Source organism: Pseudomonas sp. SWRI92 (assembly GCF_014268685.1).
GTDB classification, from domain to species: Bacteria; Pseudomonadota; Gammaproteobacteria; order Pseudomonadales; family Pseudomonadaceae; genus Aquipseudomonas; species Aquipseudomonas marvdashtae.
The window spans coordinates 88,228-102,947 of record NZ_JABWQY010000010.1; the positions used below are offsets into that span (position 1 = coordinate 88,228).

Here is a 14,720-nt window from a genome sequence, read left to right on the forward strand (position 1 = left end):
TTTGAGGCATTTAAAGCCCAGATTGAAACGGGGCAAAAAGTTTCACTAGTACGACTTTTCGCCAGCAGAACAGTCTGTGCAACGCCGATATTCAAGGCAAACCGCCGCAAGAAACCTCCTCATACCAAGATGCGCAAGATCTGACGCAGTACTACGCAAGTTGTCAGGCAATTTTTTGCCCGAATCCCCTGCCGCCCCGCCTTCAACTGTCTGAAACCGCACGGAAACGCCGGTTCACGGGCCCTCGCAGAACCTGGCTTGATCCTTGATTGAGTGTCGTCTTCGCCGGGTGAAAGCCCGGACCTCCCCCCCTTCGAAGGAAAGCCTCAATGGCAACACAGGCATTCATGTCCCTCGATCCTGTGGCATGGCTGGCCCAACAGCCGCTGCAGGAAAACGAGCACCTTTATCTGGTGATCAGCGCGGCGAGCGAATCAGATGCGATGAAAGCCTTTCGCCTGTCCGGCCCCGCTCATCCATTGCTTCCCATCTGGGGCGACACACCTTATGCCACTTGGCAACCAGTGATGCCCTATGTCGCCCAGCTCGAACCCGACTCGGCGCTCTTGCCATGGATCGCACAAACCGAGGCCCTCGATTGGGGCTGGCTGGCGGTATCCCGCTGTGAGCCGGAAACGGTGCTGGCGCACCTGCGCAGCCTTACGCAAGTAAAGATGCCGGACGGCAATGAAGTGTTCTTCCGGTTTTGGGATGGGCGATACCTCCAGCAAATCCTTGAAGGCCTGGGCGCCGAAGCCGGAAACCTGCTGCCGGTCTTTGAGCGGTATCTGATCAATGGCAAACCCTTGGAGACATCGCCCAGGAAAGTGCCGGCGGCGAGGGATTGGCCATGGTGGGAGATGCCGAGGGACTTGTCTGACGCATTGGCGAAGCAGAACCCATCAGTGTCACTGGACGGCCTGATGCAGTGGCTGGAAGAGGAACACCTGTATCTGTTTACCGCTTGGCCCAAAAGCAATCTCCGACTGAAAGTCAGCCGCTACGTACGGCAAGCGGGTGCTCGGGACAATCTTCGGGAAGCGCTGCTGAATGATTTGATTCAGGAGCAAGGTTGATGTCAGCAAAGGCTCACATTGCTTTCGTCGACGAGGAACTGGCGACATTCAAGGACAGTTTGAAGCGTTATCAAGAGCAGACCCAAGCCTGGTATGCACAACGCGCCGATGACTTCAGCCGACTCAGGGACCTGCCTTCCCTCACGGGCATGGAGCGCGTCATCAAGATCGGTGACAGCCAGAAATCGGTGGGCATGACTGACGGCGATTTCAACTCGAACGTAGCGCGGTGCCCTATGAAAGGGCCCTTGTTGATCGAAAGCAAGTTCGAGTCGGTCTACGACATCCCGATTGGCGATATCGATGTAGATATCGTCGATGTCGACACTGGGGCAACCAGCACCGTCAAGCTGGACGCTCAAGGAAAGGCCCGCTGGGCTGACGGTGTTCCCGGCAAGTACTACCAGATACGCGTGCACAGCAAGGTCACCCCGGCTCAGATCGATGCGCTGTTCAGTAGTTATGACGGGCTGACAGGCGAGCTGGAAAAATTCCTGCGCAACAAATGGGAAGGCCCAGCGGGATACCGGCAGCAGTGGTCAAGCCTGTCTTTGTCCGGTACCGCCCTGGCGGTGGGCAGCGGCATTCTCGAGGGTGGCTGGGAAGCTATCAAAGGCGTGTGGGATGGCATCAGCCTGGTCTTTGAAATCCTGAAGAACCCGGCGAAATTCGGAGATGAATTGGGCGAAGGGGCCCTTCGTCTCATCGAGGTGGCCAAACAAACACCCGAGGTCATGAAGAAGGCCATGCTGTTGGCCAGCGACGAGGCCGCGCTTTTCCTGATGATGCGCTGCGCGCTGATCTGGCTGGCGAGCCTGCCGCCGATGCAAACGGCCGAAGATTACGCAAGGATGACCACCGCCGCAGCCATGGGCGTCGTAATCGATATTGTGGTGGCGATTGTCCTGACACTGGTTGCCGAGGGATCCGGGGTCATCTATCTCGCGGCGCGAGTAAAGAAATACGGGGAAATCATCTTCAAGGCGGTAATAGGCTTCGTAGAGTCCGTATTCGCCATCATCAATGGCTTCATGGGCTATGTCGCCAAGTACATTCCGGTGGCGGTGCGGGGCATGGCCGCGCCGATGAAAAAAGGCGCGGTCGAGCTACGCATCGATGCCAAGAAAAACGCCAGGTTAGTCGCTGGCAAAACGGGCGACGATGCCTCCAAGCAGGCAACGACACCGACCGGCAACAGCGCCGAGCCCGCCGCCCGTACCTGCACCGACAAATGCCCGGTCTCGATGGTGACCGGCGAAGAGTTATTGACGCTCAACGATGGCCAACTCGACGGTCTGCTGCCTTTCGAGTGGACACGCCTGTACCGAACCAGCGCGGTGGAAGTCGACTGCGGCCTAGGCTACGGCTGGAGCCATGCGCTGGCCCATCGGCTCGAAATCAAGGGTAACGAGGTCATCTGGACCGATCACGAAAATCGGTCGACGCCCTTCCCCCGTCCTAGCAAGCAGCGTCCTACGATTACCAACAGCCTCTCCCGTGCAGCTATTTACCTCGGTAGCGATCCCAACGAACTGATCGTTGCTCAAGCAGGTCAGCGCCCCTCCTTTTACCATTTCCAGCTTCGCAACGATGGAGCGCCCCTGGTTGCCATCAGCGACAGCTACGGCAATCGGTTGCACATTACCCGCGATGGTCGCGGGCAGATCAGACGCCTGGAAAACGGCGCAAGCCGCTGCCTGCTCTTGCGTTACGACGACCGTCGCATCATCGCGCTCGACTACCAACGGTTCCAGCCGGCGGACACCCTGGAACAGTGCTGGACGACTGTCCAGACGTTGGTTTCATACAAGTATGACGCCCAGCACCGTCTGGTCGAGGCGACCAATGCCGCTGGGGAAACCGAGCGTTACCGCTACAACGAGCAACACGTCATCGTTGAGCGACAACTGGCCGGCGGTGCGAGTTTTTTCTGGGACTGGGAGAACGAAGGCAAGCTGGCCCGCTGCACTCGTCACTGGGCCAGTTTTTCCCAGATGCAAGCGCGTTATGCCTGGGACGATAAAGGTAGCGTCACCGTAACCAATGCGGACGGCAGCAAGGAGACCTATACACACGACGACAAGGCGCGGCTGACCAGCAAGACCGATCCGGACGGTGCGCAGCATCGCAAGGCCTATAACGAAAAGGGTCAGTTGATCGCGGAGCAAGACCCGCTGGGCGCCGTGACCGAATATCGCTACGACGAAGACGGCTTGCTGATAGCGGTCATTCCGCCAGAAGAAGAGGCGGTGATTTACGAGCACATCAATGGATTCGTAAGTGACGTCCACCGTGGCGAAGCCAGCTGGAAATATCGCCGCAATCAACAAGGTGACATCACCCAGCAGACCGATCCAGATGGAAACATCACTGACTACCATTACAGCGACCAAGGTCGCCTGATCCACATTGCCCACCCCGACGGTAGCCTCCATTCATTGGCCTGGAACAAGCTCGGCCAATTGGTTGAGGAATGCCTGCCCGACGACAGCCTGCTTCAATACACCTACGATGAGCTCGGCCGACAGGTCAGTCGTCAAGACGAACACGGCGCCATCACCCATTACCAATGGGACGCCGTCGGCCGCTTGCTGCAAACCACCTTGCCCACCGGCGCGACCCGCGCCTGGAGCTACAACGCCTACGGCAAGGTCACCGCTGAACGCGACGAACTGGGGCGCATCACCCGCTACGAATACGCCGACGACCTGCACCTGATCAGCCGCCGCCTCAACCCCGACGGCAGCGAACTGAAATACCGCTACGACTCGGCGCGGCTGTTGCTGACGGAAATCGAGAACGAGTCCGGTGAAAAATATCAGCTGGACTACACGCCCAACGGACTGATCCGACAGGAAACCGGCTTCGACGGCCAGCGCACCGGCTACGCCTACGACCTCAACGGCCACCTGCTGGAAAAGACCGAGTTTGGTGCCGATGGCAGCCAACAGGTCACCGCCTACCAGCGTGATGCTGCCGGACGCCTGCTGCGCAAGACCTTGCCCGACGGCACGACCGTCGATTACCGCTACGACGCCCTAGGGCGCCTGGTCAGCGTCGACGACGGCCATTGGCCGCTGGCCTACGAATACGACGCGCAAGACCGCCTCGTCGCCGAACACCAGGGCTGGGCCACCCTGCGTTATCGATACGACAACACCGGTCGCTTGATCCATTGCCGCCTGCCGGATCGCAGCACCCTCGACTATCGCCACCTCCCGGGTGGCGCGCTGATCGCCATCGACCTCAACGGCACGTGCCTGACCGAGCACCGTTTCAAAGGCGGACGCGAAACCCAACGCCAACAGGGCCTGCTGCTCAGCGACTACAGCTACGACGAACAAGGCCGCCTCAAGGCCCAGACCGTGTGGCAAACCCAACAGCAACAGCTGTTCTGGCGCGACTATTCCTACGACGCGGGCGGCAACCTCGCCGCGCTGTCCGACACACGAAACCGCCGCAGCTACCAATACGACAAGCAAGATCGCCTGCTGCGCATCGACTATGCCCACAGCCAAGCCCCGGAACGCTTCGCCCACGACCCGGCCGGCAACCTGCTGATGCAGGACCGCCCCGGCCCGACCACCCTCAAGGGCAACCGCCTATTGATGGAGGGCGACCGCCACTACGACTACGACGCCTACGGCAACCTCGTCCGCGAACGCCGCGGCACGGCCCAATGCCTGGTCACCGAATACCGCTACGACAGCCAACACCGCCTCATCGGCGTCACCGGCCCGGACGGCAGCGAAACGTCCTACCGCTACGACGCCTTCGGCCGACGCATCAGCAAGACCGTGGACGACCAGACCACCGAATTTATCTGGCAAGGCGACCAGGTCATCGCTGAAAGCAGCGACCAACATTACCAAAGCTACATCTACGAACCCGGAACCTTCCGCCCCCTCGCCCTGCTCGAAGGCGAAGGCCCAGAAAAAGCCACGCCGTTCTACTACCACAACGACCACCTCGGCACGCCCCAGGAACTCACTAGCCACCAAGGCGAAGTGGTCTGGGCGGCGCGCTACAACGGCTATGGCAAACTCACCGAACTAAGGCACGGCGACGGCCCCCGACTGCACCAACCGCTACGTTTCCAAGGGCAATACCACGACCTGGAAAGCGGCCTGCACTACAACCGGTATCGCTACTACAATCCGGAGACGGGACGGTACCTGACGGCGGATCCGATAAAGCTGGCGGGTGGGCTCAACGGGTATCGGTATACCCTGAACCCGACGGGGTGGGTGGATCCGTTGGGGTTGAATGCTCGCTGCCCAGGAAGTAAAGATGAGCGAGTTGAACGCGAACCAAAAAACGAGCCTTCGCTGCCTAAACTTTCTCGCCACGGCGCATTTAGGGGCGCAAAATTAGACGCCGGCATACCAAAGGCTCAGCAACCAGACCTTGTTTACGACGCCACCACAGGAAAAACACACCAATATAGTTATGCAAGAATGACGAATAGTTCCGGCGAGAGCGTTTTAAACAGCGAAGGAAAACCAATCTTGGCTCGCGAATATCAATTCACACGCCCTGACGATTCTAAAGTTATAATCCAAGACCACTCTGCCGGACATCAATTTAAACAACCAAATAACAGGGGCGACCAGAAAGCGCACTTTAATTTGCGCCCCATTGAGAACAGAAGAACTGGAAAAATTAGCAACACCAAAGAACACTACTACTTTAAGGAGTGAAAAATGAAGTTCTGGAACGATCTCGACGGAAGCACTTTTTTCAATAAGATTTTTTTATCTTCCGTCCCCATCGGGGAAATTAGATTATTTTCACTAGCCGTAGACAATGACAACTCTACAATCGTATTTGAATTCGACATCGCGGAATATCCCGAAGCGCCTCCAGAAAAATGGAAGCAATCAGGATTTAACACCTGCAGAATAGGACTGAACTGCAGCCCCCCAAAAAACTTAAAGATCACGAACATCCCAACGAAGGAAAAACTAATCCTTCAAATAACGCAAAACGAGAGTAAATTTTCAGTCCATGCCTCAAACGACACATCACTAATCGAGTTTGAAACCAGTCACCTACTACTATGCGGCCCTTCGGCATATAGAAACGCGACAGAGTGGACTTAGTATATTGGCGACACAACCTCGCAGATTCGGATCGCGATGACTACTTCGCGCATCAGCCTAATATGTACGAACGGGATAACGGTTTTTACCTTAAAACCCCCGACCCGCAGATCGAGGGCTTTCATCAACCGCGTGTCACCCAATCAACCCTCAAAAAACATTAATCGGGTAATCCACAAACACCCGCAGCTCATTCCCGCTGACGTTGTACTCACTGGACTTCTGCGACACGCGCAATACCGAGCTGCGCAACCGTACGCTCAAATCCTTGGCCGGGCCGCCCTGGACCACGTATTTGAACTGGTTGAAGATTTCGCGCTCGGTACCGCCCTCGCTGGTGGAGGTTGTGATGTTGTCGCCGCGCACGTACGCCACGTTATAGGTCAGGCCCGGTACGCCGAAGGTGGTGAAGTCCAGGCCATAGCCCAATTGCCAGCTGCGTTCGTCTTCGGCGTTGAAGTCCGACCAGTAGGAGTTGGCCAGGTAGATGGTGTTGCCGCCATCGCCGACACGATTCTGCCCGCGTTGATAGCCGCCGTAGGCGTAGCCCAGGTTGCTGTCGCCCGTGCTGCGCTGGTGAGCGAGGGTGAAGCTGTGCGGGCCGGTGGCGAAGGTGGCTGCCAGGCTCCAGATCTTGTTGTCGTCGCCAGTGACGTTGTTTTCGCGAACGTAGCTGTTGTCCAGCTTGGTGCGGTAGCCGTTGAAGTCCAGGGTCAGCGACTGATCCTTGGCCAGCGGGAACACGTAGTTGGCGTTCACGTACTGCTTCTTCAGTACGTCCTCGACATCCGAGGCGTAGAGCGAAGCCTTGAACTGTTCGGTGAACTGATAGCTGCCGCCCAACACGTTGATCGACTTCAAACCGCCGCTGTCACGGCCCTCGGCGCTCTTGCGCGACTCGGCGGTAAAACGGCCGGCATTCAGTTCCAGTCCCTTGATCTCTTTGGAAGTGATCAGCGTGCCGGTATAGCTTTCCGGCAGCAGGCGGGAATTGTCATAGTTCAAGACCGGCAGGGCCGGCATTTGGTCACCGTAAGCCAGCACGGTGTTGGATACACGGAATTTCACCGCGGCGCCGAACTTGGACAAGTCGTCGGCCGCGTTGCCGCTATCACCCTTTTTGAAAAAATCGATGCCCTGTGCACCGGTGCGTCCTTTACCGCCGTCCAGGCGCAATGCATACAGGCCGAACGCATCTACGCCGACGCCCACGGTGCCTTGGGTGAACCCGGACGAGAACGTACCGATGGCCGCCTGGCCCCATTCGGCCTTGTCCTGGTTGCCGTCCTTGTAGTCGCGGTTGATGTAGGCGTTGCGCAGCAGCACTTTCAGGCTGCTGTCTTCAACGAATCCCTTGGACTGCGCTTGGTCGTTGGCCATGGCGTGTGTGCAGCTCAATATCCCCAGTGCGATCAAACTGATGCGCGTGTTCAACATGATTATTTTCCTTGTACGAAGTTGATACGCACTGCAACCGGCAACCGAAATGGCGCTTTTCGCGCTCTTTTTCAGACTCTTGCTCCTGGAAATAATGAAAAGGCCCGCCCACGACTTTACCGTGTCGGGCCTTTTTATTATTTAAGAGTCATGGCTGTTGGCCACAGGCGTGGGCGAATCCTAGTCGCGCCCCGAAGCCTGTGTCAATTTCGTGAATCGTCTGTGATTAGGCGAAAAACGTCTAAGACCTAAGTGTTCTGCAGCGCTTGCTGTACGGTATGGCTGTCAACGAACTGTTCGAAGTGGGTCACCTTGCCATCGGCCAGCGTCCACAAATGGGCGACGCGAGCCTTCATGGATAGGCCGGTGGCTTTGTAGACGCCGCTGTAAGTGCCATAGGCGAACACTTTGTCGCCCTGCGCGACGTAATCTTCGACCTGGAACTGGAAGCCGTCCCATTCGGTGGCGAGGCGCTTGAAGACGTTCTCCAGCACAGCATCAAAACCAACATATGTGCCGGCGTAAGGAAAACCGGCGGCTTCGGTCCAGCGTGCATCCTCAGCCAGGGCCGCCGCGGTGTTGCGGGCATTTTCCTGGGAGTCGGCACCTTCGTAAGTGCTTTTGATCAAGCTCAGGTTATCCATGGTGGTCTCCGGGACTTCTTAAAGGGAACAGCCATCCAGGCCACAGGCTTCGAACGACTGTCCGGACGCTGCCGCCGGCGCGATTTGCTTCAACCAATCGACAAATGCCTGAGGCTTGCCGAGCCAGGGGCCGATGTCGATTACCCTGTACTGGCCGTCTTGCTCCAGCGCCAGGGTCGGGAAACCCTGGCCGCCCACGCGAGCCAGCAAGGCGCGGCTGTCCTGGACATGCGCCTGGACATCGACTGTCAGCATCGTCGCCTGGAACGCCTGGCTTTCGAGCCCAACGGACTGGGCCAGTTCCAACAGCACGGTGTGGTCAGCGATGCGCCGGCCTTCAACGTAATGTCCGGTTTGCAGACGCTCCAACAGCTCCAGGCCTAGACCGCCAAGCTGCTCGGCCGCCAGCACCGCGGCCGTCGGCGGCGTGGAATCGAAGACCGCGCTGTGATCGCGCAACAGGCCGTCGAAGTACGCCTCGCCAAACGGTTGCCCGGTGTATTCGGCGATTCGCTGGTCGTGGGGCATCACATAGTTGCGCAGCTGGGCGGAGACTGGCTGGCGATTGGCGCCCGTCATCATGCCGCCGCCATGAGCGACGACCGGCAGCACCGTCCGGGCGGCCTGTATCAATGGCTTGGCGCCGTAACACCAGCCACACAGTGGGTCGTAGATGTAATGAAGAATGGCCATGAAAACTCCGCTGGCGCTTAGGGTTCAGTAGCGACAGGTTAGTCTTCGAAGCGCGATGGAAAAACACCGCAACAGTGCTCAGTTTGTTTCATGGATCGGTCGAATGCAGTCCGTTGACACACGTTCGCGGTGATTCCCGGCCATAAAAAAAGCGCTGCCATCGCGGCCAGCGCTTCGTATCAATCCTTCGAATTCTATCCTTGCATCACATCCCACAACGCTTCCAGCTCCGCCTCGCTGAACAGGCCAACGGGGTAGCGCTCCATGATCATCCGCCGCGGATCAGGCTCCCTGATCTGACGCGTTCCGTTGGATTTCAACCACTGCGCCAAGGCTTGGAGCGACTCACCATTAACAGCCAAAGGATGGCATGTGCGCTCGCTTATCATGTTCATTCCAGCGCCCTCCTGGTTGATGAGCGGCCAATCTATCCGAGGTTTATGACAAAACAACGCAGCCCCGCTTTCCGGAACTGCCTGGATGGCGATACAAGAGCTATGCCAACGTCGCAGGTCGCTAACAAACCAGACACAAAAAACCCCGCGCCCCAACCGGGACGCGGGCTTGCCAGGATGGATCCAAAAGTCCGGCGCAGAGCCGTTTCGACTGACCTTACCGGGCTGTTACATCGCCACTCATTTTACCCACGGCGCAGGTTGCTGTTGGGTAAGGCAGTGGATATTCCCGCCCCCCAGTAACAGTTCCCGGCCTGGCACCATCACCACTTCGTGCTCCGGGAAAAGACTTTGCAGCAATTCTCTTGCCGGGCCGTCCAGTGGATCGTCGAAACTTGGGGCAATGATGCCCCCGTTGACGATCAGGAAGTTCACGTACGAGCCGGCCAAGCGGACGCTCGGATTGCGTTCCTGGGAACCTTCAACCGCGTCTACGCCCGCGCATTCGTCTTCAGTGGCGTACAACGGCCCGGGAATAGGCATCTTATGCACTGTGAACGAGCGTCCCTTGGCGTCGGTGCTGTTTTGCAACACATCCATCGCCGCATGACAGCGGGAGTAGTTGGGGTCCTGTGGGTCGTCGGTCCAAGCGAGCAGCACTTCGCCGGGACGCACGTAGCAACAGAAGTTATCCACATGGCCGTCGGTTTCATCATTGAACAGGCCGTCCGGCAACCAGATGATCTTGTCTACCGCCAGTTGGGCGCTGAGCACTGCCTCGATTTCTTCACGGCTCATATGCGGGTTGCGATTGCGGTTGAGCAGGCATTCCTCGGTAGTGATCAGGGTGCCTTCGCCATCGACATGGATCGAGCCGCCTTCAAGCACAAAGCCTTCGGTGCGATAACGCGGGCTGCGCTCGATTTCCAGAATCTTTGCGGCCACTTGCGAGTCCCGGTTCCATGGCGAATACAAACCACCGTCAAACCCGCCCCAGGCGTTGAAATCCCAGTCGACGCCACGCACTTCGCCGTTGTCATTGATTACAAACGTCGGGCCGGTGTCCCGGACCCAAGCGTCATCGCTAGACATCTCGACCAAGCGGATATTCGGCACATCGAGGCGCGCCTTGGCGTTCTCGAACTGGGCGGCGGACACGGCCACGGTCACCGGTTCGAAACGGGCGATGGCCTTGGCGACCGCCACATGGGCGGCTTGCGCGGGCTTGCCGCCCAGGCGCCAGTTATCGGGGCGCTCGGGCCAGACCATCCAGACCTGCGTCTGGGGCGCCCACTCGGCAGGCATGTGAAAACCGTCCGCGCGCGGAGTGCTGTGCAAAGTTGTCATGAATCAGGACTCCAGTGAGCCGTCGAGGGTTCTGATCGCGCCGTACAGGTTCGGGCGCCGATCTCGGAAAGTGCCCCAGGCACTGCGAATGTGTTCCAGCTCGTCGAGGTCGAAACTGTGTACCAGCACGCCTTCTTCGGTTTCGCCGAGTTCCTGGACTTTTTCACCGAACTGATCGGCGATGAACGAGGAGCCATAGAACGTAATGTCGTAGCCATCCTGCTCTTCATTGCCGATACGATTACTGGCCACCAGCGGCATCAGGTTGGCGCCGGCATGACCCTGTTGCACACGTTGCCAGTGATCGCGCGAGGAAATGGTCTTGTCGTGCGGCTCGCTGCCAATGGCCGTTGGGTACAGCAGAATCTCCGCGCCTTGAAGCGCCATGCTGCGAGCGCATTCCGGAAACCACTGGTCCCAGCAGATGCCTACGCCGATTTTGGCGTAGCGGGTATTCCATACCTTGAAGCCGGTATCGCCCGGATTGAAATAGTACTTCTCATGGTAGCCAGGCCCATCGGGGATGTGGCTTTTGCGGTACACGCCCAAGTTCTGACCGTCAGCATCGATGATCGCAATACTGTTGAAACGCGCCCGTCCGGCCAGTTCAAAAAAACTGATCGGCAACACAACCTGCAGTTCCTCGGCAATTTTCTGGAAGTGCTTGATGGCGACGTTCTCGTCGACCGACGTCGCCAGTTGCAGATAGTCCGGGTTGGGCTTTTGGCAGAAGTACGGCGTCTCGAACAATTCCTGGATGAGAATCACCTGTGCGCCTTGGGCAGCAGCCTGGCGAACCAGCTTATCGGCGGTTTCGATATTGGCTTCGAGGTCCCAAGAACAGGCCATCTGAGTGGCGGCGACGGTAACGATACGAGTCATGAATCATCTCCTGGGCGATGGCAGTGCCGACTTTATAGCCGATAAAAATCGGCTTAGAAAGAGGAGAAAAATCATATGTGAGAAAAAACCGCTAAAAAAGCCGACAAAAATCGGCTTATTGCACCCTGCAGGCGTGAGCGGCCCCACGCCTGCAGGGTGACCGGCAACTCCCGGTGGCTACAGCCCCTCCTCCAACACTTTCGCCAGCATATCGACAAAGAAATCCACGCTCTGACGGGTGGTAACCATCGGTGGCTTGATCTTGAGGATGTTTAGATAATCACCGGTCGGTTGCATGAAGATGCCCAACTCCCGCAGGCGATTGCACAGCGCCGTGGTTTCTTCGGTGGCCGGCTCGAGGGTGGCGCGGTTGCGAATCAGCTCCACGCCCAAGTAGAACCCGGAGCCATGCACCGCGCCGACCAGCGGATATTGGTCGATCAAGGCCTCCAGGCGCGCCTTGAAATGCGCTCCGACCACCCGGGCGTTTTCCCACAAGTCCTCCTCTTCCATGACATCCAGCACGGCCATGCCGATCTGGCAACTGACCGGGCTGCCGCCGGCGGAAGAGAAGAAATACCCCTCGGCTTCCAACGCCTCGGCGATTTCTCGCCGGGTGATGACGGCTCCCAGCGGCTGGCCGTTGCCCATGCCCTTGGCCATGGTGATGATGTCCGGCACCACGCCTTGCTCCTCGAAGCCCCAGAAAAACTCACCCATGCGTCCGTAACCGACTTGCACCTCGTCGGCGATGCAGACGCCACCGCGCTCGCGCACCAAGGCATAGACCTGCTTCAGATACCCCGGTGGCAGCGCGATCCCGCCGGCATTGCCGTAGACCGGCTCGCAGATGAAACCGGCCAGTTGGCGTTTCTGCCCGGCGATTTTTGCCAGGTTGTGCTCGACGCTACGCACGTAGTCTGGCGCACTGTCAGGGCCACGGAACTCGCCGCGATAAGTGTTCGGCGCGGTCACCGGATGCACCCAATCCGGACGACTGCTGAGGGCTTGGGGGTTGTCGGCGATGGACGTCGAAACGGCGTCGGCCGCCACCGACCAGCCGTGGTAGGCCTCCAGGACACTGAGCATGTCGCGTCCCTTGCTGTAGGCCCAGGCCAGGCGGATCGCCAAGTCGTTGGCCTCGGTGCCGCTGTTGACCAGGAACACCCGATCCATGTTCGATGGCGCCAGCGCCAACAGGCGCTCGGAAAACTCGGCGATCGCCGCATAGTGAAAACGTGAGTTGGTATTGAGCAGCGACCATTGCCGGGCCGCGACCGCCGCCATGCGCGGATGCCCGTGCCCCAGCACCGCGACATTGTTGAGCATGTCGAGGTAAGAGCGGCCCTGCATGTCGATCAAATGGTTACGCCAGCCACGCTCGATGTGCGGCGGGTCAACGTAATAGTGCTTCTGCGAACGAGCAAAACTCGCATCGCGACGGGCCAGCAGCGCCTCAGGGTCGATTTCCGACTCGGCATCGCAAGCCAGCCCCAGCAGCGTCGCAGGCGACGGGCAAAGCGCCTGCCAGGCCTTCACCCTGGAGGGCGTGCAGAACAATGGTGGGATCAGATGCGCGCCTCGGCACAGTTGAACCCGCAACGGGCCAACCACTTCACCCAAGACCTGCCCCTTGACCAGCGCGGCGCCGGAATGAAGTGACGACGATACGCCCCACAAGCGCACGCTCCACTGCGGACCGTCGAGCCGCAACAGGCCCTCGGCATCCTTGTGCACCACCCCGGCGAAAGGCGACTCCAGCGGCGTCCCTTGAGGAACGTGCAATTCCACGTGTAGCGGATAAGTATCGGGCTCGACGGCGCTGTCCGGCCGGGTGCGGGACAGCCGGTACTGGCCGTAGCGACTGGCAGCCAACCCGTGCAGCGCGGCGCCTTCGCTCAGAAGACGCTGGTCGACTCCAGCCTGTTCCCAATTGCCGGCCTCGAAATGTGGGCTGAGCACGCCCAGGTCGATCAGCGCAAAATCACGCCCTACCAAGGTCGGCAGCAGGGGGGCGAAACCCTCGTTGGCAATGGACGGCAGGCTGTGACCCGCGGCGGCAAGAATCGCCGCATCCATCAACTCAGGCGGCACGGAATGGGCGACGCGGAAAATTTCCCACTCATGCTCAAGATTGTCGCGAGCGTATTGATTCACCGGATCGACAGCGACTTGTTGCTCGCCGCTGAGCACCAGCACTGCGGCGCGAGCTACGATCAACGGCCAGAGCGCCAGAAGCTCTTCGCGCTGCAACGGATTGGCCGCGTGATAGGCCTTGATAGCCGGCAGGATGAAAAACGGATCGCCGTCGGCGTGATGCAGCAGGGCCGCGCAGGTTACCGACAAGTCGGTGATGCGCCAGGTGCGGACCAGGTCGCCAAAATCGATCACACCTTGCAATTGCCATTGGCGCTGGGCATCGCGTTGCCAAACCACGTTGTCGTCCGTGATGTCCATGTGGATCGCCTGCACCGGCAGGCTCGCCTTGAGCGGCTGCAAGCGCCGTTCGGCCTGCTGCGCGACCTCGGCGATCAATTGCCGGCGCTGATCATCCTGGATCACGGGCAATAGATGGTCAATCAAGGCCGGCGCATGGCGTGCGTCCCACTGCAGGGTGCGCTCCAGGCCCGGATGGTCGAACGAGGCCAGGGCCAAGTCCATGTCCGCGCACAATCTTCCCAGACCTGTCACCAGGTCGGGCGTAAGGTGCGACAGTTGAGTGAGGGATTGGCCGTCGATGTACTCCAGCAGTCGCACATGAACAGACTGCCCATCAAGTTCCAAGGTCAGCAGGTCCTGGCCGTTGCTGGCGGCAATGACTCGCGGCACCTTCACCGCGCCATGCTCGGCCAGCAGCTTGAGGGCGGCATGCTGGGCCTGGAGTTCCTGGACGGCGTAGTTGCCATGGCAAATCTTCAACACGAAGCGCCCGCGTTCGCTGTCGACGCGGTAGTTGACGTCCTGGTGGCTGCCGAGGGGTCGCAGGTCACCGCTGAGTCCGTAATTCGAGCGCAGCAGTACCGACGCCTGCTCGGCGCTGATTTGTGGGCTTGGCAAACTGGCACGATGAACCAACGTAGCGAGCAGCATACAACGACCCCTGAGTAGGTTTTGTCTTGGGCGCCTATCACGCCACTGAGTCGA

11 protein-coding genes are annotated in these 14,720 nt (G+C 59.0%); 4 read left to right on the forward strand and 7 right to left on the reverse strand.

All coding sequences use genetic code 11. The annotated features are described in order from the left end of the window. The first annotated feature begins 329 nt into the window (after positions 1-329). Genes HU762_RS16770 through HU762_RS16780 form a run of 3 tightly spaced genes read left to right on the forward strand, consistent with a single transcriptional unit; the run spans position 330 to position 6,178 of the window. On the forward strand, positions 330-1,076 hold the full coding sequence (locus HU762_RS16770; protein WP_186638894.1) for a DUF4123 domain-containing protein: 747 nt from the start codon (positions 330-332) through the stop codon (positions 1,074-1,076). Then, positions 1,076-5,776 carry an RHS repeat-associated core domain-containing protein gene (locus HU762_RS16775; protein ID WP_186638896.1) on the forward strand — a complete coding sequence of 1,567 codons (4,701 nt, stop codon included), beginning with the start codon at positions 1,076-1,078 and terminating at the stop codon, positions 5,774-5,776. The genes HU762_RS16770 and HU762_RS16775 overlap by 1 nt, the downstream gene beginning before the upstream one ends. A 3-nt stretch (positions 5,777-5,779) precedes the next feature. Beyond that, positions 5,780-6,178, forward strand: coding sequence for an Imm50 family immunity protein (locus HU762_RS16780; RefSeq protein WP_186638898.1), 399 nt, complete (start codon positions 5,780-5,782; stop codon positions 6,176-6,178). 150 nt (positions 6,179-6,328) lie between these two features. Here the strand turns inward: HU762_RS16780 and HU762_RS16785 are convergent, their stop codons facing one another. The 6 genes from HU762_RS16785 to aguB all read right to left on the reverse strand — a co-directional run bounded on the left by HU762_RS16785 (position 6,329) and on the right by aguB (position 11,576). Further along, on the reverse strand, positions 6,329-7,615 hold the full coding sequence (locus HU762_RS16785) for an OprD family porin (protein ID WP_186638900.1): 1,287 nt from the start codon (positions 7,613-7,615) through the stop codon (positions 6,329-6,331). Between the two features lie 248 nt (positions 7,616-7,863). Further along, complete coding sequence (locus HU762_RS16790) at positions 7,864-8,259, reverse strand: nuclear transport factor 2 family protein (RefSeq protein WP_186638902.1); 396 nt, start codon at positions 8,257-8,259, stop codon at positions 7,864-7,866. 18 nt (positions 8,260-8,277) lie between these two features. After that, positions 8,278-8,952 carry a DsbA family protein gene (locus HU762_RS16795; RefSeq protein ID WP_186638904.1) on the reverse strand — a complete coding sequence of 225 codons (675 nt, stop codon included), beginning with the start codon at positions 8,950-8,952 and terminating at the stop codon, positions 8,278-8,280. A 194-nt stretch (positions 8,953-9,146) separates the two neighbouring features. Beyond that, the gene (locus HU762_RS16800; RefSeq protein ID WP_186612636.1) at positions 9,147-9,347 is read right to left on the reverse strand and encodes a hypothetical protein; all 201 of its coding nucleotides are present in this window, start codon (positions 9,345-9,347) and stop codon (positions 9,147-9,149) included. A gap of 240 nt (positions 9,348-9,587) precedes the next feature. Beyond that, positions 9,588-10,694, reverse strand: a complete 1,107-nt coding sequence (gene aguA, locus HU762_RS16805; protein ID WP_186638906.1) for an agmatine deiminase — start codon at positions 10,692-10,694, stop codon at positions 9,588-9,590. A gap of 3 nt (positions 10,695-10,697) precedes the next feature. Further along, complete coding sequence (gene aguB, locus HU762_RS16810) at positions 10,698-11,576, reverse strand: N-carbamoylputrescine amidase (protein ID WP_186638908.1); 879 nt, start codon at positions 11,574-11,576, stop codon at positions 10,698-10,700. On the opposite strand from aguB, the gene HU762_RS16815 reads away from it, so the two are divergent. Beyond that, on the forward strand, positions 11,575-11,736 hold the full coding sequence (locus tag HU762_RS16815) for a hypothetical protein (RefSeq protein ID WP_186638910.1): 162 nt from the start codon (positions 11,575-11,577) through the stop codon (positions 11,734-11,736). The two genes, aguB and HU762_RS16815, sit on opposite strands and share 2 nt — an antisense overlap. A gap of 17 nt (positions 11,737-11,753) precedes the next feature. Here HU762_RS16815 and HU762_RS16820 read toward each other — a convergent pair whose 3' ends face one another. Next, positions 11,754-14,666: an aminotransferase gene (locus HU762_RS16820; RefSeq protein ID WP_186638911.1), complete on the reverse strand. Its 2,913-nt coding sequence runs from the start codon at positions 14,664-14,666 to the stop codon at positions 11,754-11,756. Positions 14,667-14,720: the final 54 nt, after the last annotated feature.

Bases quoted from the DNA above. Each gene is read 5' to 3' on its own strand.
- aguA (WP_186638906.1), bottom strand. From the start codon at position 10,694: ATGACAACTTTGCACAGCACTCCGCGCGCGGACGGTTTTCACATGCCT.
- HU762_RS16820 (WP_186638911.1), bottom strand. From the start codon at position 14,666: ATGCTGCTCGCTACGTTGGTTCATCGTGCCAGTTTGCCAAGCCCACAA.
- HU762_RS16790 (WP_186638902.1), bottom strand. From the start codon at position 8,259: ATGGATAACCTGAGCTTGATCAAAAGCACTTACGAAGGTGCCGACTCC.
- HU762_RS16795 (WP_186638904.1), bottom strand. From the start codon at position 8,952: ATGGCCATTCTTCATTACATCTACGACCCACTGTGTGGCTGGTGTTAC.
- HU762_RS16815 (WP_186638910.1), top strand. From the start codon at position 11,575: ATGAATCATCTCCTGGGCGATGGCAGTGCCGACTTTATAGCCGATAAA.
- HU762_RS16770 (WP_186638894.1), top strand. From the start codon at position 330: ATGGCAACACAGGCATTCATGTCCCTCGATCCTGTGGCATGGCTGGCC.
- aguB (WP_186638908.1), bottom strand. From the start codon at position 11,576: ATGACTCGTATCGTTACCGTCGCCGCCACTCAGATGGCCTGTTCTTGG.
- HU762_RS16780 (WP_186638898.1), top strand. From the start codon at position 5,780: ATGAAGTTCTGGAACGATCTCGACGGAAGCACTTTTTTCAATAAGATT.
- HU762_RS16785 (WP_186638900.1), bottom strand. From the start codon at position 7,615: ATGTTGAACACGCGCATCAGTTTGATCGCACTGGGGATATTGAGCTGC.
- HU762_RS16775 (WP_186638896.1), top strand. From the start codon at position 1,076: ATGTCAGCAAAGGCTCACATTGCTTTCGTCGACGAGGAACTGGCGACA.
- HU762_RS16800 (WP_186612636.1), bottom strand. From the start codon at position 9,347: ATGAACATGATAAGCGAGCGCACATGCCATCCTTTGGCTGTTAATGGT.